This is a genomic window from Burkholderia perseverans (genome assembly GCF_022870505.1).
Classification (GTDB): domain Bacteria; phylum Pseudomonadota; class Gammaproteobacteria; order Burkholderiales; family Burkholderiaceae; genus Burkholderia; species Burkholderia plantarii.
Genome location: NZ_CP045093.1, coordinates 200,510 through 225,770 on the forward strand (window position 1 = coordinate 200,510; position 25,261 = coordinate 225,770).

Annotated in this window: 20 protein-coding genes; 6 read left to right on the forward strand and 14 right to left on the reverse strand. The window is 71.3% G+C overall.

Translation table 11 applies throughout. The annotated features are described in order from the left end of the window. Nucleotides 1-9 precede the first annotated feature (9 nt). From BpN12_RS00900 to BpN12_RS00920, 4 genes are all read left to right on the forward strand, one after another. Complete coding sequence (locus BpN12_RS00900) at nucleotides 10-1,335, forward strand: LLM class flavin-dependent oxidoreductase (RefSeq protein WP_246793415.1); 1,326 nt, start codon at nucleotides 10-12, stop codon at nucleotides 1,333-1,335. 43 nt (nucleotides 1,336-1,378) lie between these two features. Next, complete coding sequence (locus tag BpN12_RS33275; RefSeq protein WP_280529122.1) at nucleotides 1,379-3,196, forward strand: amino acid ABC transporter permease/ATP-binding protein; 1,818 nt, start codon at nucleotides 1,379-1,381, stop codon at nucleotides 3,194-3,196. Beyond that, nucleotides 3,193-3,732, forward strand: coding sequence for a GNAT family N-acetyltransferase (locus BpN12_RS00915; protein WP_246793416.1), 540 nt, complete (start codon nucleotides 3,193-3,195; stop codon nucleotides 3,730-3,732). The genes BpN12_RS33275 and BpN12_RS00915 overlap by 4 nt, the downstream gene beginning before the upstream one ends. An 803-nt stretch (nucleotides 3,733-4,535) precedes the next feature. Continuing rightward, nucleotides 4,536-5,654, forward strand: coding sequence for an iron-containing redox enzyme family protein (locus BpN12_RS00920; protein WP_246793417.1), 1,119 nt, complete (start codon nucleotides 4,536-4,538; stop codon nucleotides 5,652-5,654). A gap of 53 nt (nucleotides 5,655-5,707) precedes the next feature. Here the strand turns inward: BpN12_RS00920 and BpN12_RS00925 are convergent, their stop codons facing one another. The 3 genes from BpN12_RS00925 to BpN12_RS00935 form a co-directional block, all read right to left on the reverse strand. Then, nucleotides 5,708-6,298, reverse strand: coding sequence for a TetR/AcrR family transcriptional regulator (locus tag BpN12_RS00925; protein ID WP_246793418.1), 591 nt, complete (start codon nucleotides 6,296-6,298; stop codon nucleotides 5,708-5,710). A 382-nt stretch (nucleotides 6,299-6,680) separates the two neighbouring features. Next, nucleotides 6,681-7,172 carry a low affinity iron permease family protein gene (locus BpN12_RS00930; protein ID WP_246793419.1) on the reverse strand — a complete coding sequence of 164 codons (492 nt, stop codon included), beginning with the start codon at nucleotides 7,170-7,172 and terminating at the stop codon, nucleotides 6,681-6,683. Nucleotides 7,173-7,264: 92 nt separating this feature from the next. Then, entirely contained in the window at nucleotides 7,265-8,410 is a 1,146-nt protein-coding gene (locus BpN12_RS00935; RefSeq protein WP_246793420.1) for a GGDEF domain-containing protein, read from the reverse strand. Between the two features lie 673 nt (nucleotides 8,411-9,083). Here BpN12_RS00935 and gcvA point away from each other — a divergent pair. After that, nucleotides 9,084-10,016, forward strand: coding sequence for a transcriptional regulator GcvA (gcvA, locus tag BpN12_RS00940; RefSeq protein WP_246793421.1), 933 nt, complete (start codon nucleotides 9,084-9,086; stop codon nucleotides 10,014-10,016). 76 nt (nucleotides 10,017-10,092) lie between these two features. On the opposite strand, the gene BpN12_RS00945 is transcribed toward gcvA, so the two are convergent. The 7 genes from BpN12_RS00945 to BpN12_RS00975 all read right to left on the reverse strand — a co-directional run bounded on the left by BpN12_RS00945 (nucleotide 10,093) and on the right by BpN12_RS00975 (nucleotide 21,377). Beyond that, nucleotides 10,093-10,668 carry a pyridoxamine 5'-phosphate oxidase family protein gene (locus BpN12_RS00945; protein ID WP_246793422.1) on the reverse strand — a complete coding sequence of 192 codons (576 nt, stop codon included), beginning with the start codon at nucleotides 10,666-10,668 and terminating at the stop codon, nucleotides 10,093-10,095. A 121-nt stretch (nucleotides 10,669-10,789) separates the two neighbouring features. Then, nucleotides 10,790-15,595, reverse strand: coding sequence for an autotransporter (locus BpN12_RS00950; protein WP_246793423.1), 4,806 nt, complete (start codon nucleotides 15,593-15,595; stop codon nucleotides 10,790-10,792). A 163-nt stretch (nucleotides 15,596-15,758) separates the two neighbouring features. Next, nucleotides 15,759-18,686, reverse strand: coding sequence for an ATP-binding protein (locus tag BpN12_RS00955; protein WP_246793424.1), 2,928 nt, complete (start codon nucleotides 18,684-18,686; stop codon nucleotides 15,759-15,761). A 56-nt stretch (nucleotides 18,687-18,742) separates the two neighbouring features. Beyond that, on the reverse strand, nucleotides 18,743-19,198 hold the full coding sequence (locus tag BpN12_RS00960; protein ID WP_246793425.1) for a CesT family type III secretion system chaperone: 456 nt from the start codon (nucleotides 19,196-19,198) through the stop codon (nucleotides 18,743-18,745). Between the two features lie 111 nt (nucleotides 19,199-19,309). Beyond that, nucleotides 19,310-19,585: a hypothetical protein gene (locus BpN12_RS00965; RefSeq protein WP_246793426.1), complete on the reverse strand. Its 276-nt coding sequence runs from the start codon at nucleotides 19,583-19,585 to the stop codon at nucleotides 19,310-19,312. A gap of 140 nt (nucleotides 19,586-19,725) precedes the next feature. Further along, the gene (locus tag BpN12_RS00970; RefSeq protein WP_246793427.1) at nucleotides 19,726-19,971 is read right to left on the reverse strand and encodes a type III secretion protein; all 246 of its coding nucleotides are present in this window, start codon (nucleotides 19,969-19,971) and stop codon (nucleotides 19,726-19,728) included. Nucleotides 19,972-20,000: 29 nt separating this feature from the next. Next, nucleotides 20,001-21,377 (reverse strand): type III secretion protein, encoded by a 1,377-nt coding sequence (locus BpN12_RS00975; protein ID WP_246793428.1) that lies wholly within the window; start codon nucleotides 21,375-21,377, stop codon nucleotides 20,001-20,003. A 337-nt stretch (nucleotides 21,378-21,714) separates the two neighbouring features. On the opposite strand from BpN12_RS00975, the gene BpN12_RS00980 reads away from it, so the two are divergent. Further along, nucleotides 21,715-22,020 (forward strand): helix-turn-helix domain-containing protein, encoded by a 306-nt coding sequence (locus BpN12_RS00980; protein ID WP_425306274.1) that lies wholly within the window; start codon nucleotides 21,715-21,717, stop codon nucleotides 22,018-22,020. Between the two features lie 56 nt (nucleotides 22,021-22,076). Here BpN12_RS00980 and BpN12_RS00985 read toward each other — a convergent pair whose 3' ends face one another. The 4 genes from BpN12_RS00985 to sctQ are packed head-to-tail and all read right to left on the reverse strand — an operon-like array spanning nucleotide 22,077 to nucleotide 25,258. Next, nucleotides 22,077-22,979, reverse strand: coding sequence for a hypothetical protein (locus tag BpN12_RS00985; RefSeq protein ID WP_246793429.1), 903 nt, complete (start codon nucleotides 22,977-22,979; stop codon nucleotides 22,077-22,079). Between the two features lie 16 nt (nucleotides 22,980-22,995). Beyond that, nucleotides 22,996-23,259: a type III secretion system export apparatus subunit SctS gene (sctS, locus tag BpN12_RS00990; protein WP_042626973.1), complete on the reverse strand. Its 264-nt coding sequence runs from the start codon at nucleotides 23,257-23,259 to the stop codon at nucleotides 22,996-22,998. A 15-nt stretch (nucleotides 23,260-23,274) separates the two neighbouring features. Then, on the reverse strand, nucleotides 23,275-23,925 hold the full coding sequence (gene sctR, locus BpN12_RS00995) for a type III secretion system export apparatus subunit SctR (RefSeq protein WP_042626974.1): 651 nt from the start codon (nucleotides 23,923-23,925) through the stop codon (nucleotides 23,275-23,277). Next, complete coding sequence (gene sctQ, locus BpN12_RS01000; protein ID WP_246793430.1) at nucleotides 23,909-25,258, reverse strand: type III secretion system cytoplasmic ring protein SctQ; 1,350 nt, start codon at nucleotides 25,256-25,258, stop codon at nucleotides 23,909-23,911. The genes sctR and sctQ overlap by 17 nt, the downstream gene beginning before the upstream one ends. Nucleotides 25,259-25,261 lie beyond the last annotated feature (3 nt).

The window sequence follows — 25,261 nt, forward strand, 5'->3', positions numbered from 1 at the left end:
GATCTCGACATGACACGGAAAAACCTGAACTTCGGCATCATGCTGCAAGGCGCCGGCAGCCACATGAACGCCTGGCGGCACCCGGCCGGCCCGGCCGACGCGAGCGTCAACCTCGCGTTCATGACGCGCATCGCGCGCGAGGCGGAGGCGAACGGCATCGCGTTCGCGTTCGTCGCGGACGGCCTCTACATCAACGATCGCTCGATTCCGCACTTCCTGAACCGCTTCGAGCCGATCTCGCTGCTGTCGGCGCTGGCCGCGGCCACCAGCCGGATCGGCCTGGCCGGCACGCTGTCCACGTCGTACAGCCATCCGTTCACGGTGGCGCGCCAGTTCGCCTCGCTCGATCTGCTGAGCGGCGGGCGCGCCGGCTGGAACGTGGTGACCTCGCCGCTGGAGGGCTCGGCGAAGAACTACGGCGGCGCGCATCCCGAGCATGCGCTGCGCTACGAGATCGCCGACGAATACCTCGAAGTCGTGCAGGGCCTGTGGGACAGCTGGGACGACGACGCGTTCGTGCGCGACCGCGCGAGCGGCCGCTTCTTCGATCGCGACAAGCTGCATACGCTCGACCACAAGGGCCGCTTCTTCGAGGTGGCCGGGCCGCTCAACATCCAGCGTTCGCCGCAGGGCCAGCCGGTGATCTTCCAGGCCGGCTCGTCGGACGCCGGCATCGCGCTGGCCGGCAAGTATGCCGACGCGGTATTCACGCATTCGCCGTCGCTCGACGAGACCCGCGAGTTCGCCGGGCGCGTGCGAGCGAGCGCGGTGGCGCATGGCCGCGCGCCCGACGCGGTGAAGCTGTTCCCGGGCATCGGGCCGATCGTGGGCGCCACGCGCGAGGAGGCCGAGGAGAAGCACCGCGTGATCCGCGAGCTGGTCTCGATCGACGAGGCGCTCGCCTATCTCGGCCGTTTCTTCGACCATCACGATTTCCGCCAGTATCCGCTCGACGCGCCGTTCCCCGAGCTGGGCGAGATCGGCCGCAACAGCTTCCGCTCGACCACCGACCGCATCAAGGCGACCGCGAAGGCGAGCGGCGCGACGCTGCGCGAGGTGGCGCTCGACGTGACCACGCCGAAGACGCACTTCATCGGCACCGGCGAGGAGATCGCCGACGCGCTGATCCACTGGTTCGACGTGGGCGCGGCCGACGGCTTCATCCTCGGCTTCCCGGTGCAGGCGCAGGGCTTCGACGATTTCGCGCGGTACGTGATTCCGGTGCTGGAGGCGCGCGGGCGCTACACGCGCGAGCTGGCCGGCACGACGCTGCGCGAGCACCTGGGCCTGCCGCGCCGCGAGAGCCGCTACACGCTCGCGCGCGCCGTGGCCTGAGGCGCGCCGCTTCATCAGACAGTTTCGTGCAGGAGTCCAGATCATGAACGACACCACCCGTCTCGCCGCCGCGCCGCTCGGTGCCGCCGGCGAGGCCGCGCCGGCCGACGACTACCGGCATCTGCGGATCGTCCCGGTCCGCCATCATGCGCGCACGGCCGGCACCGTGCTCGCGCTCGCGCTGATCGCGCTCGGGCTCCAGTCGGTGCTCGGCAACCCGCGCTGGGGCTGGGACGTGTTCGCGAAGTGGTTCCTCGCGGCGCCGGTGCTCGACGGGCTCGGCCAGACGCTGGTGCTGACGCTGCTGGGCGCCGTGTTCGGCTTCGCGCTGGCGCTGCCGGTCGCGCTCGCGCGGCTGTCGGCCTCGCCGCTGCTGCGCGCGCTCGCGTGGGGCTACATCTGGCTGTTCCGCTCGATTCCGCTGATCGTGCTGCTGCTGTTGCTGAACAACCTCGGCTATCTCTACGAGACGGTGCGGATCGGCGTGCCGTTCACGCAGCGCGTGCTGTTCGAGGCGCCCACCACCGGGCTGATCACGCCGTTCCTCGCGGCCGTGATCGGCCTGTCGCTGAGCCAGGCCGCGTTCTCGGCCGAGGCGATCCGCGGCGGACTGCTGTCGGTCGATCACGGCCAGCGCGAGGCGGCCGCCGCGCTCGGGCTGCCGCGCGGCCGGCAGATCCGTCGCATCGTGCTGCCGCAGGCGATGCGCGCGCTGCTGCCGGGCGCGTTCAACGACGTGATCGGGCTGGCCAAGAGCACCTCGGTGGTCTACATCCTCGCGATGCCGGACCTGTTCTACACGGTGCAGATCATCTATCACCGCAATCTCGAGGTGATCCCGCTGCTGATGGTCGCCACGGTCTGGTACCTGATCATCCTGACCGCGCTGTCGGCGCTGCAGGTCCATGTCGAACGCCATTTCGCGCGCGGCGCGACGCGCGAGGGCGTGGCGCCGTCGCGGCTCGGCGCGTGGTGGCGCCGCGCGCGACGCGGCGCGGAGGCGGCCCGGGAAGCTCATCTGGCCGAGCCGGCACGCGCCGGGCGCGCCGAGCCGGCATTGGCGGCCAAGGCGACCGGCGACGCGGGCTGGGCCGCGCGCCGCGCGGGCGGCGCGGTGCGCATCCATAACGTGACGAAGCGCTTCGGCGCGCACGTCGTGCTCGACCGCCTCTCGCTGGCGGCGGCGCCGGGCAGCGTGACGGTGATCCTCGGCCAGTCCGGCTCCGGCAAATCCACGCTGCTGCGCTCGATCAACCACTTCGAGCGCATCGACGACGGCTTCATCGAGGTGGACGGCGAGCTGGTCGGCTACCGCCGCGCGGGCCGCGTGCTCCACGAGCTGAAGGAGACGGAGATCCTGCGCCGGCGCGGCGACGTCGGCATGGTGTTCCAGAGCTTCAACCTGTTCCCGCACCTGACGGTGCTCGACAATCTGCTCGAGGCGCCGCTCGCCGCCGGCGTGCCGCGCGCGCGGGCGCGCGACGAGGCGCTCGCGCTGCTGGCGCGGGTGGGCCTGGCCGACAAGGCGCGGGCCTGGCCGCGCCAGCTGTCGGGCGGCCAGCAGCAGCGCGTGGCGATCGCGCGGGCGCTGGCGCTCAAGCCGAAGGTGCTGCTGTTCGACGAGCCGACGTCGGCGCTCGATCCCGAGCTCGTCAACGAGGTGCTCGACGTGATCCGCCAGCTCGCGCGCTCCGGCACCACGCTCGTGATCGTCACGCACGAGATCGGCTTCGCGCGCGAGGTGGCCGATACCATCGTGTTCATGGACCAGGGGCGTATCGTCGAATCGGGGCCGCCGTCGCGCGTGCTGGTCGATCCGGCGCATCCGCGCACGCGCGATTTCCTGTCGAAGGTGTTATGAGTTCGCTATTACTGAAGCCATCCGGGCCGGCCGTGGCATCCGCGCCCGACGTGTTCGTGTCGATCGCCGCCGACGATCCGCGCGCGCATCCGCTGTTCGACGAGCTCGCGTTCGAATACCGCAGCCGCTACGCCGGCCTGATCGACGACGCGGCGCTGCGCGACGAGATGGTCCGCTATCCGGCCGCGCTGTTCGTGCCGCCCGCGGGCGCGTTCATCCTGCTGCTGCGCGGCGGTACCGCGATCGCGGGCGGCGCGTTCATGCCCCACGCGGATCCCGGCACGACCGAGTTCAAGCGGATCTGGGTGGACCGCGCGCACCGCCGGCAGGGCCTGTCGCGCCGCGTGCTGGCCGAACTGGAGCGGCGCGCGGCCGGGCAGGGCTATACGCGCGTCTATCTCGGCACCGGGCCGCGCCAGCCGGAGGCGATCTCGCTGTACCTGACGAGCGGCTACCGGCTGCTGGCCGCGCACGATTTCGGCGAGGATGCCGAGCCCGGCTATCGCTTCGACAAGCTGCTGGCGGGCGGTGCCTGAACACGCCGGCCGGAAAATGCCGCCGAAAATCCTCGCCGGAAATCGCTGTCCGTCGTGCTCGATGCAATCGGTGTCGGCCAATTGTTGCATTGGGAAAAATCTCAAGGTATTCTCTGCGCGATACTGATCTGTCTCGTCTCGCCGATATCAAAATGCTCCGCGAAATGACAACGGCGTGATTGATCTGGAGACAAAAAAGGCGGATCAAAATGATACCGATAGTCTATTGATACCGATGGTCTATCGCGTAGTACGTCCGAATTCGACATTCCGAAGGCGGGACGGATATTCAGAAAAAAATCATATCCGGTCGAATAACGAGGACCTGAGAGGCTGTCGAGCAAAGACGCGGATTCCAATATGCAAGGTATTGGAATCCGCCTGACGGCGATGCCCCCCGATTCGCGAAACTCCCCGCCCCGTCTGGCTTTCAGGCCGTCTATCCCGGTTTCTTCCCGGCTTGCGAATGGATCGCGGTGGCGGCGAACGCGCGGCGAAATCTAATTGCTGCGTTTGCACATGATCGATATCCGCATTCTGGAGAATGATTTTGATTGCTTCGATCATTGCGTGCGGGAAACGCGTGCCCCGGCAATTCGGCGCGTGTGCCGGTACACTGCCGGCGATTGCATTCGATCGGGTATTGATATGACACATGCGGGTCACGCCAATACGACAGCGATGCCCCTCACGTATCGTCATTTCGATTATGTAGAATGCCGGCAAGTGCGTTGACGGATTCGGCGATGGGCGCCGCCGGACGCACTCCACAACGAAACAGTCAGGACAGCATGCGACACGAAATGGCAGCGGTGGCAAACGAGATCCCGTTTCGCGCGTTCGATCGCGATTCGGTCAATGAAACCCAGGTCAACGAAGCACTCGCGTCGGTGCTGACGCTGCCGCTCGGGTCGGCGGTGGCGGCGCTGTGCGCCGAGCCCGAACTCGAGGCATGGCTCGACGTCGCGCCGGGCTGGAGCGAGGCGTTCCTCGCGAAGCTGCGCGAGACGGTGGCGCGCGCGTTCGGCGCCCGCGAGGCGGCGGCGCTGGCCGAAGTCCACGCGGCGTTGTTCACGCTGTACGACCTGCACGTCGCCGACGGCACCGATCCGCGCGCGGTCAACCAGTTCAATCCGCTGCTCACGCAGGCGCGCCGCATGATCGAGCGCGCCTGGCTCGGCAGCGAGCGCGAGCGGCTGTCGGTCGAGACCGGCGTGACCGACAGCGCGGCGGTGGTGAGCGCGCTGAAGGCGATCTGGTCCGGGCATCGCGCCGCGTCGCATCCGCTGTTCGATTTCCTCGAGAAGGACGCCACGCGCGAGCAGATCGTCGCGTTCTTCCGCAACGACAGCGCGCTGAACATCCGCTTCTTCGACCTGCTGTTGTATGCGCTGATCGGTTCGCGCGTCGAGGTGCGCCGCGAGCTCGTGCAGAACCTGTGGGACGAATCGGGCCGCGGCAACCCGGCCCTGAGCCACGTCAATCTGTTCCGCCGCCTGCTCGACGTGGCGGGCGTGGGCCAGTCGCCCGACAATCACGCGAACCAGCTCGAACTGGACGGCCACGCCGGCTACAACCTGTTCATGCTGACGAGCCTGAACCGCCAGCACTACTTCATGCTGCTGGGCGTGATGGCGATGACGGAGCTGCTCGATCCCTCGCAGTACGAAAAGCTCGTGCGCGGCTGCAAGCGCGTGGGTTTCGGCGCGAGCGGCGAGCTTGCCTACTACGAGGAGCACGTGACGATCGACATCGTCCATGCGGAAGGGTGGCTGGCCGACGTGATCGTGCCGGTGGTGGAGCAGACGCCGTCGGTGGGCGACGACATCCTGTTCGGTGCCGCGCTGCGCATGACGACCTGCGAAGCGTATTACGACTCGCTCTACGCGAAGCTGACGGCGCTGCCGGCCAGCCACGCGTAGGCGTCGACGAGCCAGCCGCGCGCCGCGCGGCTGCGGAACCCGCCGAGCCGGGCTCAGGCCGCCGCGGCCTCGCGCTCGGCCGGTGCGCGGCGATAGGCGGCCAGCAGCCGCTCGGCCGCTTCCCATGCCTCGCCGGCCGCGTGATCGCGATCGCCGCTGGTGGCCGCGATGATCGCGCCGTCGAGGATCATCACGAGCTGCCGCGCCACCGGCTCGACCATCGTCGGCGAAACCAGGTCGCGCAGCAGGTTCTGCACGAAGCCGCGCAGCCCCTGCTTCTGCGACACCGAGATCCGCACGATCTCGCCCGCGCCCGCATGGAACTCGGACAGCGCGCCGACGAACATGCAGCCGGAAAAGTCGCTCGACATGAACCAGCGGTGATGCCATTCGAACAGCTCGTGCAGCTGCTCGTCGGGCGTGGGCCGCGTGGCGATCGCGTCGGCCATCGACTGCAGCGCCTGGCTGGCGCGCTGCGACAGCACTTCCGAGATCAGGTCGTTCTTGGTCGCGAAGTGACGGAACAAGGTCATCTTCGCGACGCCGGATTCCTTGATGATTCGATCGATGCCGACCGCGTGATAGCCGTTCTCGGCGAACAGGCGTGTGGCGGTATCGACGATGTTCTGCTTCTTGGTACTCATGCGTCGGACTTCCTTTGCCCACCCGGGCCGGCGGACACCCTCCGCAATCGGAGGCCGCGTTTCATGGGCACATCTTCCGGCGGACGGAATATCCGTCGGACGATATGTCGGGATTCGGATCAGACGCACAGATTACCTTGAACCGGGCCGTTTTCGCTGATCGAATCGTGATCGTCGCAACGTCTTATGCCGCGCGGGGCGTTGTTTTCATTGATATAACGGCGATTCGCGACGGTTGCGCACCGCAATGGGGCGCGATGGCCGCACGGCGGTGCGAATGTCAGCATTTCGTCAGCCGGCGAGCGGTGAGAGCCGCCCGCGGCGCGAGCGCGTCGTCGTCGGCGCCGATCGAGGTAAGCGTCCAGCGCCGTGCCCGGGCGGATCAATCCCGCCGTTCGACGTTCTCACCCTTTTTGCCCCGCTCGTCGTTCTCGTCCTTCCCGTCGTCGTCGTGCCGGGCCGTGTCGACGAACGGCGAATCGGTGTCGGATGCGCCGTCGCGCAGCGCGTGGCGTGCACGTTCGGCCAGCGCTTCGTAATGCTTGCGAAAGCGTTCGAGTTCCTTTTCGTCGAGTTCCTCCAGATCGAGCAGCGCGTTGTGCGCGCCATTGACGGCGCGGATCAGCTCGTCGAGCTTGATCTGCATGGCCGCAGTATCGCGGTTCTGCGTGTTCTGGATCAGGAACACCATTAGGAACGTGACGATGGTGGTGGAGGTGTTGATCACCAGCTGCCACGTGTCGCTGAAATGGAATATCGGGCCGGAGACGGCCCAGACGATCACGAGCGCGCCGGCGAGGATGAACGTGGCGGGGCGGCCGGTGGCCGTCGACAGCATGCTGGAGAACCGCGAGAACCACTGGCCTTGCTTCATGGTGGGCGTCGCCTGTCGTATCGGGGTGCCACGATGATGGCACAAACCCGTGGCACAAACCCGTGGCAACAACCCGTCACGCGGACCGGCGGCTAGGCCACGGCCTGGGCGGGAGGCAGGTCGCCCTTCTTGTTGCGCTTGGCGTCGTACATCGCCGCGTCGGCGATGCGCAGCAGCGCGTCGATGTCGGTATCTTCGCTCGACACGGGCGCGATGCCGACGCTCGCGCCCACATGCACGGAAATGCCGGGTGCGAGGTCGAACGGCCGTGCGATCTCGCGCGCGATCGCGTTGGCGAGTTCGCGCGCCGTCGCGCTGTCGCGGCAGTCGCCCACCACCACGAATTCGTCGCCGCCCATGCGCGCCACCAGCGCCTCGCTGCCCGCCAGCCGCAGCAGCCGCTCGGCCACCTGAACCAGCAGGCGGTCGCCGGCCTCGTGGCCATAGGCGTCGTTGATCGGCTTGAAGCCGTCGAGATCGAGGTAGAGCAGCGTCATGCCCGCGCGGATGCGCGCGCGCGTGTCGCCGTTGGCCGCGTTGAACAGGCCCGCGCGATTGAGCAGGCCGGTCAGCATGTCGTGGCGCGCGCGATGGCTGTTCTCGCGCTCGGCCTTCATGGTCGAGATCAGCAGCGCGTTGAGCCGGCGCGCGGCGCCGCTCATCGCGAACAGGTAGAACGGAATCTGCACCAGCGTGAGCAGCAGCACGTACTCGCCCGAGAGCAGCGCGCCGATCGCGCAGGGGCCGAGCGAGAGCACGATCATCGCCGCCACCAGGCGCGGCGCCGCGAAGTTGCGAAAGCAGATGCCGCCCACCATCGCGGCGGCCGACAGGAACGACAGCGTGGCGGCCACCCAGTCGCCGCTGATCGCGCTGACGAACGCGCCGTAGCCCACCGTCGCGCCCCATAGCGGCGCGAGCGTGATGTAGAGATCGGTGGGCGTGGGGCGATGCTGCAGCGCGCGGCGGCGCGATATCACGAGCACGATCAGGCGCACGGTGCAGACCAGAATCTCGGCGATCAGCCAGAAGCGGAACATCGCCGTGGGATGGCGGGCTGCGAGCACCCAGGCCACGGCGATCGTGTTGAAGACGCCGCCGAAGAAGATCGGCAGCGTGCCGAACAGGGTGCCCACCAGCGCGACGCGGATTTCGTGCGGCGCATCCTGGCCCGGCGCGGTCAGCCACGTCGCCAGCCTGCCGCGAGGCAGCGAATAAACTTCGGTCCTGCTCTGCACTTGGCCTACCTTCGTCGAGTCGCGGCCGGCTCACGTCGCACGCCGGCGGCACTATGGGAATCGGGCAGGCATGATGCGGCGAACGGCATGGGCGGCACGCACGATGCGAGGCCCTGCGGTCGGGGCCTGCCGTCCTTGCGTTGCGGGACGGTTCCGACGTTCGCGCGGGTGCGACGCGCCTGGCCTGCGTGGCGCGGATCGCGCCGTGTGCGCAAGTCTACCAGCCTCGGGCGCGCCTAAAAATGCCTGAAGGCGTTTATGTTGGCATGCTCGGGGCGGCCCTGCCATTTGTGGCAGTCGTGTGCCGGGGCGGGTGAATGGGCGGGCGCGCGGGCGAGTGAATGCGGCGATGCTGAGGAGGGCGAACGGCGCGAGGGTGGCGTCGCGCGGCGGGGGCGGCGCTGCGCGCCCGTGCGATCGCAGTCGTGGGGGCGGGCGGCAAGCGCGCTGCGCCGCGTGGCGCGCACGATCGTGCGGCGTGGTTCGGCTCGGGTGGTCGTACCGGGGCCGTGGTTTGCGTTGCCGCCGTCATGGTCGTTGCCGTCGCTTGCCGAAGCGTTGCGTGGCCGTTCCGCGTTCGTTTCGTGCCTGTCTCGCGGCCCGGCGCTAGAATGCCCGCTTCGATGGGCGAGCCGCCGGCGCGCCCGCTTGTCGGCCGCGCCCGACCGATTCCATGAACCGTATTCCCAAACCTCGCCGCCTGCCGCCGCTGAACGCCCTGCGCGCGTTCGAGGCCGCCGCGCGCCATCTCAACTTCCGGCTCGCCGCCGAGGAAATCGGCGTGACGCAGGGCGCGGTCGCGCAGCAGGTCCGCCATCTCGAGGACATCCTGCAGCGCCCGCTGTTCGAGCGGCTGCCGCACGGCCTCGCGCTCACGGCCGACGGCCGCGCCTACTTCCCGGCCGTGCAGCGCGCCTTCTCGATCGTTGCGGACGCAACCGACGCGCTGGACCGCCGGCCTTCCACCCTGACCATCAGCACCGCGCCGTCGTTCGCGTCGAAGTGGCTGATTCCGCGCCTCACGCAGCTGCGCGAGGCGCTGCCGCAGCTGGAGGTGCGCGTGATCGCCGACGAGCGGCTCTCGACGTTCCGCGGCGACGGCGTCGATATCGCGATTCGCTACGGCAAGCCGCCGTTCGGCAGGGGCCTGACGGGCGAGCTGCTGTTTCCGCTCGATGTGTTCGCGGTGGCCGCGCCGGCGCTGCTCGACGGCGCGCGGCCGGTGCGCTGCGCCGCCGATCTCGCCGGGCATGCGCTGCTGCACGACGCGCACGACCTGTGGCCCGAGTTCCTGGAGGCGCTGCAGGCGGGCGGCGCCGTCGACCCGGCCAAGGGGCCGCGCTTCAACCAGTCGTCGCTGGCGATCGACGCGGCGATCGGCGGCCAGGGGATCGCGCTGATGAGCGAGCCGCTCGTCGAGCGCGACATCGCCGCCGGCCGGCTGCGTCGCGTGCTCGACTTCTCGTTTCCGCTGTCGATCGGCTATTACGTCGTGTATCCGCAGGGGGCGGTGGAGTCCGACGCGCGGCGCACGCTGCGCGACTGGCTGTTCGCGCAGCGCGACGAGGACCGGCGCGTGTACGGCACCAGCGCGCTGCGGATTTGAGCGGCGTGACGGTCGATGTTGGGGCGGCGCGCGAAAGCGGAGCGGGCAGGTTGCCGATGCGGCCCGGCCCGCCGGTTCAGGGGGCGATCCAGTCGGCCCGCCAGCGGTTCGCGCCGAACACGAGCCGTGCGCGCTGGTGGCCGTCGCCCGAGAGGTCGAGCCAGTCGATCGCGTTCACACACACGTCGATCACGGCGAAATGCTCGAAGCCGTCGAGCGGCGCGTCGTTCCCGGCGGCGGGCGGCTGCGCGTCGGCCGGGGTCGTGACCGGCGTGCCGGGCGGCAGCGGCGCGCGATAGAGAATCAGCGTGCGCGGCCGGCTGGCCTGCCAGATCGCGAGGCGCCCGGCGGTGTCGGCGCGTGGTGTCGCCGTGCCTTCGACGCGGATCTGCAGGCCGTTCGCGAGATCGCAGCCGACCATCGCGATGCGCGCGTCGCGCGCCAGTTCGGCGACCTTCGCGGAGCGTGCGTCGGTGTGGAACATCAGCGTGCGCGCCTGCCGGTCCGCGCCGCGCAGCACCACGGTGCGCACCTTCGGCGCGCCGTCGAGCCCGAGCGTGGCCGCTTGCAGCATCGTGAACGGCGAGCGCTCGCGGCCGGCGCCGGCGCCTTCTTCGAGCAGGGTCCAGATTCGGTCGCAGAGGTCGGTCATGGTCGCGGTCGTGGTCGATCCCGCCGGGCTGACGGGACCGACCACGATAACGAGCGGCCTCGGGGCGGTCAATCGCGCGCCCGGGGCGCGCCGCTCGCCGCGGCGCGCTCGTGACCTGCGATCAGGCGCTCGGCGGCGGGTTGTCGAACGACTCCGGTGCGTCGTGGAAGACGTCGTCCTCGTCGTCGTCCGTGTCGGGCGTTTCCTCCGTGTGGCGGGCGGCTGTCGTGCCGGCCGTGTCGAGCGGTGCGCGCGCGGACGGGTTGCTGCCGCCCGGCACGGCGGGTGTCGACGTGCTTCCGGTCCGGCCACGTTCCAGTACCGACACGATGCCCGGCTGCGCATCGCGGGCGAGCTGGCGATCGTCGAGCATGGCGTCGATCGAGCCGAAACGCGGCGTGCCGAGCGGCGCGCGCGACGGCTGGCTTGCCGGTTGCGCGGGGCGCACCGGCCGGCGGCCGTCGGGCGTCGCGGCCAGCGATTCGCGTTGCGGAGCCGGCGTGCGCGCGGCATCGGGCGTTGCCGGCGTTGGTCGGCCGCCGTCGAGCGCCGCGCCGAGCGAACTGAATCGCTGAGCCGGAGCCGGCTCGCGCGCGGCATCGAGCGTCGTCGGCGTTTGTTGTTCGCCATTGAGCGCCACGCCGAGCGAGGCGAATCGCGGCGCCGGAGCCGGCGTGCGCGCGGTATCGGGCGTTGCCGGTGGTGGTCGGCCGCCGTCGAGCGCTGCGCCGAGCGAACTGAATCGCTGAGCCGGAGCCGGCTCACGCGTGGCATCGAGCGTCGTCGGCGTTGGTCGGCCGCTGTCGAGGGCCGCGCCGAGCGAGGCGAATCGCTGGGCGGGTGCCGGCTCGCGCGCGGTATCGGGCGTCGTCGGCGTTTGTTGTCCGCCATCGAGCGCCGCGCCGAGCGAGGCGAATCGCTGGGCGGGTGCCGGCTCGCGCGCGGCATCGAGCGTTGTCCGTGTCGGCCAGCCGCCATCAAGCGCCGCGCCGAGCGAGGCGAATCGCTGAGCCGGAGCCGGTTCGCGCGCGGCATCAAGCGTCGTCGTCGGCCCGCGGCCATCGAGCGCCGCGCCGAGCGCGCCGAATTGCGGCGCCGGAGCCGGTTCACGCGTAGCGTCAAAGGCCGTCTGCGCATTGCGGCGCCCATCGAGCGCCGGACCCGGCATACCGAACCGCGGCGTCGCAGCCGGCTCGCGCAGCCTGTCGAGCGCCGCGACGCCGCTCGCGCGCCGCGCGCCGCCGGCGGCATCGAGTGGCCTGGGCGTCGGCGTGGGCAGCGGCAACGGTGCCCGGTCCGGCCTCGGCGTCCGGGGCTGGGGCGGCGGCGCGTGCGTCGTCACCGGTCGGCGTCCGTCGATGCCCGCATCGTTGCCTTCGATCGCCGGCCGGTCCGGTGGGCCGCCCGCATCGCGCATGAGCGCGGGGTCGGCCGGCACGACCGTAATCGGCTCGTCCTCGCCTGCCACCACTACCTCCTCCTCATCATCCTCGACGCCGGCCGCCGCCGCCGCCGCGCGATCGGCCTGATACCGTTCCAGCGCGTCGAGCTGCGCGAAGTCGGCCGTCTCCGAGACGATCTCGTGCTCGCCCGACACCTGCGTGACGGCGGTCACGTGCAGCGCCACGTTGAGGCCGGCGCGCGAGGCGCTCGAATTGACTTCCTTGACCTTCAGGTCCGACGCGATCCACGAGGCCGGGTCCGACATGATCCGGTTGATCTCGCGCGCGACCGCCGGGTTCGGCCGCCCGCCCACTTCGCTGGCGGTGAGCGCGTCGATGCGCGTGGCCGCGTCGCCGCGCAGGCGGAACCGATGGAAATACGTCTGGTTCGGCGCCGAGTTGCCGCGCACCTCGCCGAGCAGCTTGTCGATCTTCTCGTCGGCGCGCGCGTGCGCGGTGGCCCAGTGCTCGGGGCTGGCCGTCTCGATCGTCACGCCCTGCTTCTTCAGCGAATCGAGCGCGTAGAGGTCGCGCCAGGCGCCGCGCTGCGCGTCGATCGCGCGCGTGAACATCGCCGGCGACTTGTATTCGACGTCGACGATGCACGAGCGCGGCATCAGCACGCCGTTGTCGCGCGCGATCTGCACGCGCGATTCGATGCCGGTGTCGCGCAGCGCGAGGTTGATGGAGGGGGTATCCACCGAAGTGGTGCCGAGCCCGACCGTGTGCGGCTTCGTGCCGATCGGCACCGAGCCGCTCAGGCCGGCGGTGAGGCGGCCCACCCACTGCGAGCCGCCGCCGGAGCGGTGCTGTTCGAGCTGCAGCGAGCCGCCGTGGTCGCGCTGCTCGCGGATGTGATTGTGCGTGGAGGTGTAGCCGACGCCCACGCCCACGCCGGCCGACAGCGGCGTGTGCGGAATCCCGCCGTAGACGCCCACGTCGAAGGTCGCGCCGCTGCGCGAGGTCTTGTCGGTGCCGTCGGTCCAGCCCACCGAGATGTCCTCGTCCTCGAGGTATTGCTCGGCGAGGTGGTTCCAGGTGCCCTCGGCGCTCTTGTCCGGCGCCGCGGCCGAGCTGTCGACCAGATGCTTGAAGAGCCCGGCGTATTTCGTTTCGAGCATCTTGTCGTCGAAGTTGCTGCCGTCTTCCTTGACGCGGCGCGTGACGCGCAGCGACACGCCGCGCGGGTTGTTGGTCTCGGACTGGTAAAGCACGCCCTGCGCGGTCACGCCGGCGCGCACGTAGGACAGGCCGACGTCGAAGTCGTAGCCCACCCGCACGCCGGCGCCGGCCTGCCAGCTGCTGCCGTCGGCGGTGCCGGCGAAGATCTCGGCGCCGTAGTTGCTGCGCGCGAACTCGACGAGCGCCGAGCGGTTCTTGTTGTAGCGCGCGTCCACGCGCGCGGTGAGCGGGATGCCGGTGGCGTTGAGCAGCTTGCCGAAGTTCGCCGACAGCCCGCGCGTGCTGATGCCGGCGCGGTTGCCGTCCTGCACGCGCAGCCGCGCGCCCGACGGCAGTTGCTTGACGACCTCGCCGAGCGCGTCCACCACGTGCTCGCGATCGGGCGTGTCGACCGCGCGCGGCAGGCTCTTCGCGCTGGCCTTCAGCGCGGTCAGCTCGCCGTCGATCTGCGCGTCGAGTTCGGCGACGAAGGCCGGATCCTCCACCTGCGCGCGCTGCGCCCAGCCGGCCAGGCGGTCGAGATTGAACGGCACGTTGCCCACGCCCGCGAACGCGGCGTGATCCTGCGCGTGCCGGCCGCCCCAGGCCTCGGTGTCGTGCAGGAACGCGTCGCGCTCGGGCGAGGCGGGCTGCCCCGCGATCTCGCCGCGCATCTGCCTGGCCTTCGCGACGATGGCCTTCATCTGCGCGGCGTCGGGCTTGCCGGTCTTGAAGCCGCCGCTGTCGAACCAGACGTGCAGCGCGGCCAGCTCGACGAGCGAGTGGGCGGGCTGCGCGTGGCCGAGCGTGGCGGCCGGCTGCATCGCCGGCAGGCCGAGCAGCGCCTCGCGCCGGTCGGCGAGTTCGCCGAGCGCCTTCTTCTCCTTGGCGATGGTCAGCCGCGTGACGTCCTGCGTGCCGTTGCGCACGGCCGCGAGCGGCGAGCGGTGCTTGCCGACCGCGCGCGCGGCGAAGGTCTTCCAGCGGTTCTCGCCGGCGCGATCGAGGGTCTTGCCGGTGAAGCGGTGCAGACGCTCGCGCGTCATCGCGAGCGGCGTACCCGCGCCGTCGTCGCGGAAATGCTGGCGCCACGCGAAGAAATCGCCCTTCTGGTCGAGCCGCATCTGCGTCGCGCCGCGGGTGTTCGCGATCGCGGCCGCCGAAAACGCGCGCGCGGGCAGCGCCGCGGCGTCCGGCCCCGCCAGCAGCCGCGCCTGCACCGCGCCCGGCGCCGGATCGCTGGCAGCGGTGAACGTGTCGTGCGGACCGGGGTCGGCGTGGTCGGCGGCCTGCAGCATCATGCGCTGCGCCATCCGCTGGAGCGGCGGCTCGTGGCCCGGCCCGCGCAGCGTGCGCAGCGCGTCGAAGCCTTCGTCGGTGCGCGACAGCGTGCGCGCCACCAGCCAGGCCTGCGCGCGCGTGGCGTCGACTTCGTGCGCGGCGCCGGCCGGCAGCGCGCTGGTCTGCGTATCCATGCGCGCGAAGTCGAGCGAGGCGAGCGCGTCGAGCACGTCGCGCGCCTGCCCCGCGTCGCTCACGCCAGCCTCGCGCAGCGCGCTGGCCGTGAGCACGCCGCGCAGCATCGCGGGCGCGCGGTCGGGCGCGCCGAGTCCGGCGAGGCGGTCGGCAAGCTGCCGGCTCGCCTGCGCGCCGGCGTGCGGATCGGGAAACCAGGTCTGCACCTGCACGCTCAGGCCGGCGCGGCTGTCGAGTGATTCGAGCTGCAGCGCGGCTTCGTCGGCGTCGGGATGTTCGTCCTCGGGGATCGCCGGCATCGCCGCGCCGAGCGCGTCGCCCACGCGCTTGCGCTGCTTGCGCGCGAGCGCGGCCGCGTGCGAGGCCTTGGTGTCGGTGGCGTAGCGCGTGACGTCGGTGCGGTACTGCTGCGCGGAGAGCGGACGGTGGCGGTCCGAGTGCTGCGAGAACGGCGTCGAGATGTCGGTGGCGGCCGCGTTGACGTGCGCGACGGCGTTGGCGAGGGTGCCCGGCGACTGGCTCGGCGGCTTCGGCGCGGTGCCGGGCGCGTCGGGCCTGGCGCGCGTGAACATCGCCTTGAGCCGGTCGGTCCCCTGGCGGCGCCGCGCCTCGGCGGCGGCCGCATCGGTCTGGCCATGCGCCGGCGCGGGATGGGGCTGCGCGTGGCGCGTGGCGGGCGCGCCCGGATGCGGATGCGTCGCGTCGCGCCGGGCCGGCAGCGGCGCCGCCGGTTGCGCGGCCGGGGTCGGCACCGCGTGCGTGACGCCGGGGATACCCCGGGCCTCGGCGGTCGGCCGCGCGTCGGCGCTGCTGCCGCCCACCCGGGCGAGGACTGACTTGAACGACATCTGGGCTCCGGGATTCCGCGCGGGGCGTGCGTTTTCGGCGCACGCGCCCGACGGGCTGGATGGAGCCTCACATTAATTTCTGTGTGTGACACCCATCAGGTAAAACCCGAAGTCATGAGCGAAGCGATGTCGTGAAATCCGAAGCGAACGGGCCGGTGTCGATTCAATCGGCATCATTGCTGTCGATGCTTGCATCGAGCGCATCGAGATCGGCGCGAATCCGCTCGACGATGCGATAGGCGCCCTGTTGGGACGCGCAGCGCAGCGCATGCGCGAGGCTGCGCCGCGTGGACTCCGGCGGCTCGCCGCGCGCGCGCGACAGCACCCCTTGCAGGTGCAGCAGCCACGGCTTGGTCCAGCGCTCGCCGGTGCGATCGGCGCGCCGCACGGCCTGCGTGATGCCCTGCACGAGCGTGTCCGCGAGCGCGTCGTGGCGCGTGAAGTCGATCGACGGCATCAGCGTGGTCACGAACGCGAGATCGACGGGCGGCACGCGGTGCGATTCGAAGCGTTGCGCGATTTCCTCCACCAGCTGCAGGCCGGTGGCATGGTCGCCCTGCCGGCCGAGCAGCCACCGCTGCACGTCGAGGCCGGTGCGCAGCCAGCGGCGCGGCGCGGACGAACTGGCCAGCTCGACCAGCGCGGCGGCGTAGGCCTCGGCGCGCGGCGCGTCGTCCTCGACCACGGCGAGCGCGCAGGCATGGCGCAGCGCGACGCAGCACGACATCGGCTCGTTGTCGGTGGCGGCCAGCTCGGGAATCTCGCTGTCGCGCGGGGTGCCACCCACCAGCCACTGCACGGTGGACAGCGCCGCGCTCGCGATCAGGTGCAGCGACAGGCCGTGGCGCGTGGCCAGCGCGCGCGCCTCGCGGATCACGTCGGGATGCGCGCCGTTGGCGCTGCCGAGCAGCGGGATCGCCATGTGCAGGTCGCCGGTGTAGGCGCGCAGCAGGCCTTCGATCAGCCGCGCGTTGTGCTGCGCGGCGGGCCAGCGCGCGGCGTCGGCGATCTCGGTGTACTTGCGGGCCAGCTCGCGCGCGCGGTCGGTCTCGCCGCGGATCTGGGCGCGGAAGAACAGGTGCAGCAGCGCGCGCAGCCGCGTGGAATTGTCGGCGCAGGCGCTGGCGATCTCGTAGGCGCGCTGCCATTGCTGCGCCGCCTCGCTGGCGGCATTGCGCTTGCAGGTGAGCGCGTTGGCGAGCGCGGCGGCCACCCGCATCTCCGGGCGAATCCGCCGGACCTCGCCGCCGTTGCCGCAGACAGCCACGCGCCGGGCCCAGCCCACGTATTCGTCGCCGAGCGAGAGCCGCACCCAGAGCGGCGCCGAGTGGTCGAGCAGGTCCGCGCCGAGTTCCGGCTTGCCGGCGTCGATCGTCCATTCGAGCGCGGCGCGCAGGTCGGCCAGGTCATGGCGCACGGTGGGCGGCGCGAGGAACGGGCCGGCGCCGAAGCGGCGCGCGACCATGCGCGCCACCAGCGCCGCGTGCAGCGCGCCGGGCGTGGCGCGCTCGGGCGTGCGCGCGAGCGTGGCCAGCGCGTAGCGGCGCACCGAGGGCGGCAGCTGCAGCCGCATCTCGCCGTCGCATTCGACGTCCTCGACAAGCCCGGCGCCGACCAGCTGGCGCAGCCGCCGGCGGGTGGCCTCGGCGGGCGTGTCGTCGAGGCCGAGCGCGCGATCGAACGCCACCAGCAGCTCGGCCGCCGCGCCTTCCTCGAACGCGCCGTGGAACAGGCCGAGGCGGCGCAGCACCGTGCGGGTGCCCGCGTCGAGCCGGCCGTAGACGAAATCGAGGCTGGCCAGCTGCAGGTCCGCGTGCGGCAGCAGCCGGCGCCGCGAGCCGGTGCGCTGGGCGAGGAAGCGGTCGAGCTCGGTCGCGCAGGCCACGAACGCCGCGCGCACGTCGCCGTTCGAGGCCAGCGTCGCGGCGATGTCGGCCGCCAGCAGTTCGACCGGATGCGGCATGCCGTCGAGGCTCGCGCAGATCGAGGCGGCCGCGGCCAGCGCGTCGGCCGGCAGCCGCGCCGGCGCGGAGGTGCCGTCGCGGCGCTGGCGGCGCTCGAACGCCGCGAAGAACAGCGCGAGCGCGTCGCTGTTGCCGATGTCGTCGGGCTGGTGCGCGTCGGCCGACACGCCGAGCGGCGCCACCGCCATCGCGCGCTCGCCGCCGACCGCGAGCGCGGTGTCGCTGGTGATCAGCAGGTGGACGCCGGGCGTGGCGGCGGTGAGCCGCTCGGCCGCGCGCGCCACCGCGTGGCGCAGCGGCGCCGCGTGGTCGAGCACGATCAGCAGGCGCCGTTCGCCGAGCGCCTCGGCGAGCTGGGCGGCGTCGATCTCGCCGCCGCGCGTGTCGACTTCGAGCGCGTCGGCGATCGCGTGGACCAGCCGGTCGGGCGCCGACAGCGTGGCGAGCGGCACGTAGGCCACTCCGTCGGGGAATTGCGGGGCGAGGCTGCGCGCGGCCTCGATCGCGAGCCGGGTCTTGCCGATCCCGGCCGCGCCGGTCAGCGTGAGGGTGCGCACGGCGGGCACCGTCGCGAGCAGTTCGGCCAGCTCGGCGTGGCGGCCGACGAACGGCGCCGGGTCGTGCGGCTGGGCCTGCGCGAGCGTGTTGCGGGCGAGCGGCGCGGCGGCGGCCGGCACGGGTTCGGGCGGGAGCGGGTCGGCGGCCGGCGCGGCCGGGTCGGCGGCGTGCTCGGCGCCGTCGGCGTCGGGATGCTCGACCACGCGCAGGTCGCCCGCGAAGCGGTAGCCGCGGGCCGGCACGGTCTCGATCAGGTCGCGGTCGTCGCCGAGCGCGCGGCGCAGCGCCGAGATCTGCGACTGGACGGTGTTGGCGTCGACCTCGAGCCCGGGCCAGACGGCCTCGCGCAGCGAGGCCACCGACACGGCCCGGCCGTTCGCGTCGATCAGCCGGATCAGGATCGCGAGGGGGCGCGCGCCGAGCGAGACGATCTCGCCGTCGGCGATCAGCAGGCCCGCGTCGCGCAGCAGCCAGAAGCGGGAAAAGGCGATCGTGCGGCCGCCCGGGGTGTCGGACGGCGCGGTGGCGTGCCGCCGGGTGAGCGCACGCGGAGAAGCGGATTTCGACATCGGGAACTGCGCGTGACGCCAGACTCGGGTTGATCGGCCGAGCGGCGCCTAGACGGTCATGCGCGCAGCCAGATGTATTCCCCGGAGGCGATGCCGTCGAACATGTCGTCGCTCGATTCCATGATGTTGCGCCGCCAGTAGCGGCCGTGTTCCGCGTAATGGGCGAGCAGGTCGGCCAGTTCCGCACCGTCCACGCCGCTGTCGAACGGAATGCGCAGTATCAGTACCACGTTCCCGGTATCTGTGTCGATCCCCATTTGCGCCTGATCCTGCGCGTAAACCAGCAGGTTCGCCTCCAGCATCAGGCGGAAGATCGTCAGCGTGCGGCCGGCCGTGACGGCGCCGTAATGGAAATTCGCGTACATCGCGTCGATGTCGTTGTCGAAATAATCGAGGCGGACGTCGAAACCCTCGACCTCGATCGCGCGCGTGGTCAGCACGTTCTGGACATCGGGCAGGTCGATGACGGCACAGAGATCCTCGATCAGCCAGGTATATCGGTCGGAGCTCATGCGGTGGGCGGATCAGGTACGAAGTGAACGGGACGGCGGGGGACGGCGGCCGCCCGGGGATGGGCACGGCCGCCGCGATGGCGTCGCATGACGCGACGCCGGGTGGCGTCATTAGCCGCCTTGCGATGCGCTTTTGACGTTGCTCGCGCCGCTTTTCATGACGTTCGACAGGGCCGCGGCCATGCTCTGTTGCAGCTGCATCTGGGCCGATGCGAGCGTCATCTGGTTCATCTGATCGCTGATGCCCTGCATCTGCGATTGCGTCGAAGCCGCGCTCGCGCCGCCCGAAGCCGCGGCAGCTGCGCCGCCGATGGCGTTACCGGCCGTGCTGGCGATGCTGGAGGCGCCGCCCAGGACGCTGCTGGCGCTATTGACGGGATTTGGCATGGTATTACCTCGCGTTGTTTAAAAAGCGGTTGCGATGGACATGGATACTGCAACTGCGGATAGGTGCCGTTCCTTCCCGGGCACATGCCCGTGGCGCGGAGCCGGCGGCTTTCGAAGGCGGCGGGCCGCCAGCGAATCGATTACGACGCGTTCGCGCGCTGCTCCTGGAGCTTCGCGAGCGCGCGCGAGGTGGCCAGGAAGCCGCGATACAGCTTCGCGAGGTTGCTGCGGTCGAGTTCGTTGGTCGACGGGGTCGCGCCGATCTTTTCGGCGGTCGCGTCGAGCGCCGCGCGCAGCGCGTTCACGCGCGCCTGGGCGTCCGGCGCGTTCAGCAGCGCGCGGATGTCGTTGAAATCCTTGGCGTACGGGTCGAGCGATTCGTACATGGCCTATCCCTGTGAATGACGTGCCGGGCTCAGCTCGCGATCGGCGAAGCCGGCGGCCGGGACGATGGTTCGGCCCGACGCGCCTCGGGCGCGACGGGAACGTTGGCCGATGCGAGCATCGGCGGATTCGGTGGCGCCGCGAACGCGTGCGGCAGCGGCACGAATTCGTCGGCGGTCTTGCGCGGCTGCGGCGCGGCGCGCTTCGCGGCGGCGCGGCTGCCGCTGCCATTACCGTTGCGGGCGCCGGTGCCGGCTGCGGCGTTCGTTTCGGCGCCGCCGTTGCCGTCCGCCTCGTTCGGCGCGCCGTTCGCGGCGACGTTCGCCGGGGCGGCGACGCCGTGGTTCGCGCCGGTGCCGCCCGCGTTGTTGCCTGCCGTATCTGCCGCGGCCGCGTTCTGCGGTGCGCCGACCGCGGCCGCGCCGGACGCGTCGGGCAGGTCCGACGCGTAGATGTGCTTCACGCCGTCGGGCGTCTGCGCGTACTGCACGCCGTCGGCCGAGAGCATTTCCGAGTAGGCGAGGCCGTCCGAGGCGTTCGCGCCGCCCGACGACTCCGACACGTCGGCCACGATGTCCTTCACGTTCGGGTCGAGATCGGCGCGAATCCGCGCGATCGCCGAATCGAGCGCGTTCTTGTTGCCCACCGAGCCCTTGATCACGAAGCGGCCCGCGCCGCCGTACTGCACGCGCGCGCCCGGCACGCCGAGCGAATCCTCGATGCTGCGCGCCACTTCGGGCGCCACGTCGTACTGGCGCGCCACCTGCGCGATCGCGAGGCGGTTCAGCAGCTGGCGCACCGCCGAATCGTCGGCCGAGCTGGCCAGCATGCCGGTGACCACCACCGTGTCGCCCACCGCGTGCGCATTCAGGCCGTCGATGTGCGCGGCGGCCAGCGCCTCGGTGACGCGGCGCGCGTGGTCGTCGCCGTTCGGCGGCAGCGCCGCGCGGCTCATCTGCGCGGTGGACAGCACCGAGATCGTGACGATCACCGCGCCGACGCAGAAGCAGGCCGCCGCGATGCCGAGGTAGCGGCGGCGCAGCGGCGAGGCCTTCGCGGCCGGCTTGGCGGCCAGCAGCGTCGAGAGCAGTTCGTAGTCGGACGGCCACACGCCGTTCTCGTCGCCCACGCAGAGGATCGTGCCTTCGAACTGCATCGGCACGAAGTCCACCAGCAGGATCTGTTCGAGCGGGCCGCTGGTGGCGCCCGGATCGACGGCGCCCGTCGCCGAGGCGACCGCCTGCGCCGACACCACGCCCGTATCGCTGACGGTCAGCCACAGATCCGCCCCGCGCCAGTCGGTCAGGCGAATGTCGGCCGCGTCGTCCGTGCCGATGCGGTGCGCGCCGGGCGCGAGCTGCAATTGCGCGCCTGCGTGGGTGCCGGTCAGAATCCGCAGCAGTTTCATGGGTCCGTCGATCTGGTCACAGCCTGAGCTTTCGTTGCGGCTACTGTAGGCGGTCGACCGATGGCGGCGGGCGACGAATGCGAAGCGAGAACGCGGTATGCGAACGGAGATGCGGGCGGTGGGGGAGGGGCCGCGGAGCGCGGATTGGCGGGCCGGCGGACGCCGGTTGGCGGGGGCGAAGCGGTGTGGAAAATGGGGATTGAAGTCGTGTCGAGGCGGGGGGCGGGTGGGGGCGAGCGGAGGGAGACACTGGGGACGCTCGCCCGGGACATCGGCCGGGCAAGGGCCGCCGACCTGGGCGCGATGGTGAATTCAAAGGAACGCGTGGAGATCCGGCATGGCCAGAACCCGCTTCAAGCGTGATGCGCTGGAGGCGATTCATGGCGCCGCCGCCGGCCTGCATCGCGCGAAGCGCATCGACGAGACGACGATGCACGAATGCGACGCGCTCTGTATCGAAAAGGCGCCGCAATTCAATCCGGCCGATATCGCCCGCATTCGCCAGGACGTGAACGTCGGCCAGCGCGTGTTCGCGCGTTATCTCAACACCACCGTTTCCACGGTGCGGCAGTGGGAGCAGGGCGACAGGAAACCGGGCCGCGCATGCTGCAACCGGTGCGGAAAAACGGCCTCGCGAACTTAGGGTGAGGGTTCGGCGGTAAGCGGGGTTGGCCCGGCGGTCCGGCGCGGGCCGGCCGCTCAAGGCTTCTTCGCCTGGGCCGCCTTCGCGACGCGCCCCGCCATCCCCGCTCCCACGCTCTGCTGGATCGCCCCGCCGCGCTCGCGCCTTGCCTTGCCGCGCAGCGGCGCGGCGCCGGGCGCCTCGCTCGGCGGCCCGCCGGCCTTGTACGAGGCGCGCAGCATCGCGAGCGGCAGGATATGGTGGAACGACTCGCTGCCGCCGCCCTTGCCGAGGTGCTGCAGCATCTCGCGCAGCATGGCCACGCCGCCCGCGCCCACCGGGCCGATCTTCATCTCGATCTGCTGCAGCGCCACCATCAGCGCGGACAGGCGCATCGCCCACGGCCCGGCCTCGCTGTTGCCGGCGGTCTGGAACAGCTCGCGCACCGAGTCGTGCCACGCGTTGCGCACCGCCTCGGCGCGCTGCGCCTCGTCGCCGGGGCCGAACTTCGCCGCGATCGCGTCGAGCTGGCTCGGCGGCGCGGCCTGCGCCGAGGCCGGCCGCACGTCCGGCGCCGCGTTGTCGCCGCCCGCCGCGCCGATTTCGGCCTGATCGTTCTGTTCCTGCTGCTGGCGCCCGCCGCCGCCGCCGCGGCCGCCGTTCAGCGCATCCATGTCGTCCTGCTTGACCTGCGCGTCGCCGCCCTCGTCGTCGCCGGCGCCGCTCGCGGCGTTGCGCTTGGCACGCGCCACGTTGGCGCGCTTCTTGTTGCGTGCGAGGCTCGCGAACTTGCGCTGCGCGGCCTGGTTGCCGTTCTGCGCCTGGTTGGTGTTGGTGAACAGCGTGCCGTTGTAGCTGGTGGCGCGCTGCGCCGCGCGCGCGCCTTCCTTGCCGGCGGCGTTCTGCTGCGCGTCGGCCAGGCGCGCCTGACCGGCGGCGTTGGCCTGCGCGTTGCTGCTCGGTGCGCGATTGATTGCCATCGAATCCTCCTTGCCGTTACAGCGGCACCGCGGTGCGCATCAACTGGTTCGCGAAGTGCAGCACGGCCGCGCAGCACACCGGCGCGGCGATCACGATCGTGATGGTCACGGCGATCAGCTTGAGCACCTGCGGCAGCGTCTGGTCCTGCAGCGACGTGATGGCCTGCACGAACGACACGCCGAGCCCGACCACGGCGGCGACGATCACGGGCGGCAGCGACACGGTCAGGCACAGCAGCATGCCCTCGGTGGTGAAGCGGATCAGCGAATCGACATCCATCGTCGAGGCTCCTGGTTACTTGTAGGTCATCACGAGGCCGTGGATCAGCGTCGACCAGCCGTCCATCACCACGAACAGCAGCAGCTTGAACGGGATCGCGACGTTGGTCGGCGTGACCTGGTTCAGCCCCAGCGCGAGCAGCACGTTGGCGATGATCAGGTCGACCACGATGAACGCGATGTAGAGCAGGAAGCCGATCTTGAACGCGTCGGTCAGCTCGGACAGCGTGAACGACGGCGCCAGCACGATCAGGTCGTGCTCGGAAAGCTGCTGGGCCTGCTCCTTGGGCCACACCACGGCGGCCGAGCGCAGGAAGAAGCGCTTCTCGCGCTCCTGCGTGTGCTTCTCGAGGAACGCGCGGAACGGCTCCTTGGCCGCGCCGAACGCCTGGATCAGCGCCTGCGACGGCTGCGAGGCGAGCTGCTGGCCTTCCAGCGACTTCGACGCCTGCATGCCGATCGGTGCCATCACGTACAGCGAGACCAGGATCGCGATGCCGTTGAGCACCATGTTGGGCGGCACCTGCTGCACGCCGAGCGCGTTGCGCAGCAGGCCGAGCACCACCACGATCTTCGCGTAGGAGGTGACCACCATCGCCACGAAGGGCAGCAGGCTGATCGCGATGACGACCAGCAGCAGCCCGGTAATGTCACTGAACTGAACCATGCCGATGGGCCATCCTGATGATGCGAACGCCAAGATGCTCGCCGACCGTCACGAGCTCCCCGAAACCGACCGTCTGGCCGTGTACCACCAGCCGCAGCTGCGCGTCGGCGGCCGGCACCGGCAGCTCGACAACGTAGCCCGGCCCGAGCGAGGACAGCTGGTCGAGCGGCAGCGCGACCGTGTCGATCTCGAACTGCACCGGTAGCTCGATGTTGCCGACGGTGATCGCTTCGTCGGGGCGATCCGTCGCTAGGCCGAGATCGGCGCGGGTCGAATCGAGTTCGTCGGACATGTACCACTCCTGATTTAAGGTAAGCGACCGCCCGTCGAGCACCGCCTGCGCGTGGACGCGCGCATGGCCGCGCGCGCCCCACGTCGCGACGACGCGCGGTCCCGCGCCGTCGCCGCGGCCGCCGGCCTGCAGCGACGCCGCGTCGAAGGTTGGGAACAGACAGCGCAGCAGCACGTCTCCGGGTTCGAGCGCGGCGAGCGTGTCGACCGCGAAGGTTCGCGTGCCGACGATCGCGCTGCCCGGTAGGGTCAGCGCGGGGAACGCCGTGCGCCAGGCGTCGCTCGGGGTGCGCGCGATCAGCGCGTCCACGGTCGCGAGCGCGGCGGTGCCGAGGGCCACGGTGCAATCGATGCGGGTTTCGCCGAAGCCGATCGACAGCGCCGCGGGCGGCACGTCGAAGGCGAGCTCGGCCACGCAGTCGGCCAGCGGGCGGCGCGTGACCGAGATCACGCGCGGCGCGTCGAAGCCGAGCCGCGCGAGCGCGGCGGCGAGCGGATCGAGCAGCACGCCGGCCACGGTCTGGCGCAGCGCGAGTTCGGCGCCGCCCGGCGCGAGCATGGCCGGACCGCCCGGTGCGCCGGCGCGGTCGGGCCACGCGACGATCGCGAGCGCCGGATGCGCGTCGAGGTCGAGCTCGACGAACACCGGGCGCGGCGCGGCGCCCGGCGCGGCCACCGACAGCTCGATCACGGCCGGATCGCGCGCGGCCGGCGCCGCGCCCGCCCGCGCGGCGGCGAGGCCGGCGAGCGGCGCCGCGTGCAGCACGGTGGCGCCGGTGGCGGCCAGCACCGCCGCGCCGAAGCGCGTGTCGTGCAGCGTCTGCGTGAGGCGCGCGGTGGCGCTGTCGATCCGGCGCGGCACCGCGCGCGCGATCGGCATGCCGCCGGCGCGTGCATCGGGCGCATCGGGCCTGTCGGGCGCACCGCCGGCGGGCGTCGGCACGGCCGGGCCCGCCGCGGGGGCGGCCGGCGCCGTCGGCACGCGGGCAGGAACTGCGCTCGCGTCGCCGTCGCGGGTCGTCGCGGTGAGAAAGTCGGCCATGCG

What these genes read in the sequence shown, in the direction of transcription:
- BpN12_RS00900 (WP_246793415.1), top strand. Translation starts at nt 10, where the DNA reads ATGACACGGAAAAACCTGAACTTCGGCATCATGCTGCAAGGCGCCGGC.
- BpN12_RS33275 (WP_280529122.1), top strand. Translation starts at nt 1,379, where the DNA reads ATGAACGACACCACCCGTCTCGCCGCCGCGCCGCTCGGTGCCGCCGGC.
- BpN12_RS00915 (WP_246793416.1), top strand. Translation starts at nt 3,193, where the DNA reads ATGAGTTCGCTATTACTGAAGCCATCCGGGCCGGCCGTGGCATCCGCG.
- BpN12_RS00920 (WP_246793417.1), top strand. Translation starts at nt 4,536, where the DNA reads ATGGCAGCGGTGGCAAACGAGATCCCGTTTCGCGCGTTCGATCGCGAT.
- BpN12_RS00925 (WP_246793418.1), bottom strand. Translation starts at nt 6,298, where the DNA reads ATGAGTACCAAGAAGCAGAACATCGTCGATACCGCCACACGCCTGTTC.
- BpN12_RS00930 (WP_246793419.1), bottom strand. Translation starts at nt 7,172, where the DNA reads ATGAAGCAAGGCCAGTGGTTCTCGCGGTTCTCCAGCATGCTGTCGACG.
- gcvA (WP_246793421.1), top strand. Translation starts at nt 9,084, where the DNA reads ATGAACCGTATTCCCAAACCTCGCCGCCTGCCGCCGCTGAACGCCCTG.
- BpN12_RS00945 (WP_246793422.1), bottom strand. Translation starts at nt 10,668, where the DNA reads ATGACCGACCTCTGCGACCGAATCTGGACCCTGCTCGAAGAAGGCGCC.
- BpN12_RS00950 (WP_246793423.1), bottom strand. Translation starts at nt 15,595, where the DNA reads ATGTCGTTCAAGTCAGTCCTCGCCCGGGTGGGCGGCAGCAGCGCCGAC.
- BpN12_RS00955 (WP_246793424.1), bottom strand. Translation starts at nt 18,686, where the DNA reads ATGTCGAAATCCGCTTCTCCGCGTGCGCTCACCCGGCGGCACGCCACC.
- BpN12_RS00960 (WP_246793425.1), bottom strand. Translation starts at nt 19,198, where the DNA reads ATGAGCTCCGACCGATATACCTGGCTGATCGAGGATCTCTGTGCCGTC.
- BpN12_RS00965 (WP_246793426.1), bottom strand. Translation starts at nt 19,585, where the DNA reads ATGCCAAATCCCGTCAATAGCGCCAGCAGCGTCCTGGGCGGCGCCTCC.
- BpN12_RS00970 (WP_246793427.1), bottom strand. Translation starts at nt 19,971, where the DNA reads ATGTACGAATCGCTCGACCCGTACGCCAAGGATTTCAACGACATCCGC.
- BpN12_RS00975 (WP_246793428.1), bottom strand. Translation starts at nt 21,377, where the DNA reads ATGAAACTGCTGCGGATTCTGACCGGCACCCACGCAGGCGCGCAATTG.
- BpN12_RS00980 (WP_425306274.1), top strand. Translation starts at nt 21,715, where the DNA reads ATGGCCAGAACCCGCTTCAAGCGTGATGCGCTGGAGGCGATTCATGGC.
- BpN12_RS00985 (WP_246793429.1), bottom strand. Translation starts at nt 22,979, where the DNA reads ATGGCAATCAATCGCGCACCGAGCAGCAACGCGCAGGCCAACGCCGCC.
- sctS (WP_042626973.1), bottom strand. Translation starts at nt 23,259, where the DNA reads ATGGATGTCGATTCGCTGATCCGCTTCACCACCGAGGGCATGCTGCTG.
- sctR (WP_042626974.1), bottom strand. Translation starts at nt 23,925, where the DNA reads ATGGTTCAGTTCAGTGACATTACCGGGCTGCTGCTGGTCGTCATCGCG.
- sctQ (WP_246793430.1), bottom strand. Translation starts at nt 25,258, where the DNA reads ATGGCCGACTTTCTCACCGCGACGACCCGCGACGGCGACGCGAGCGCA.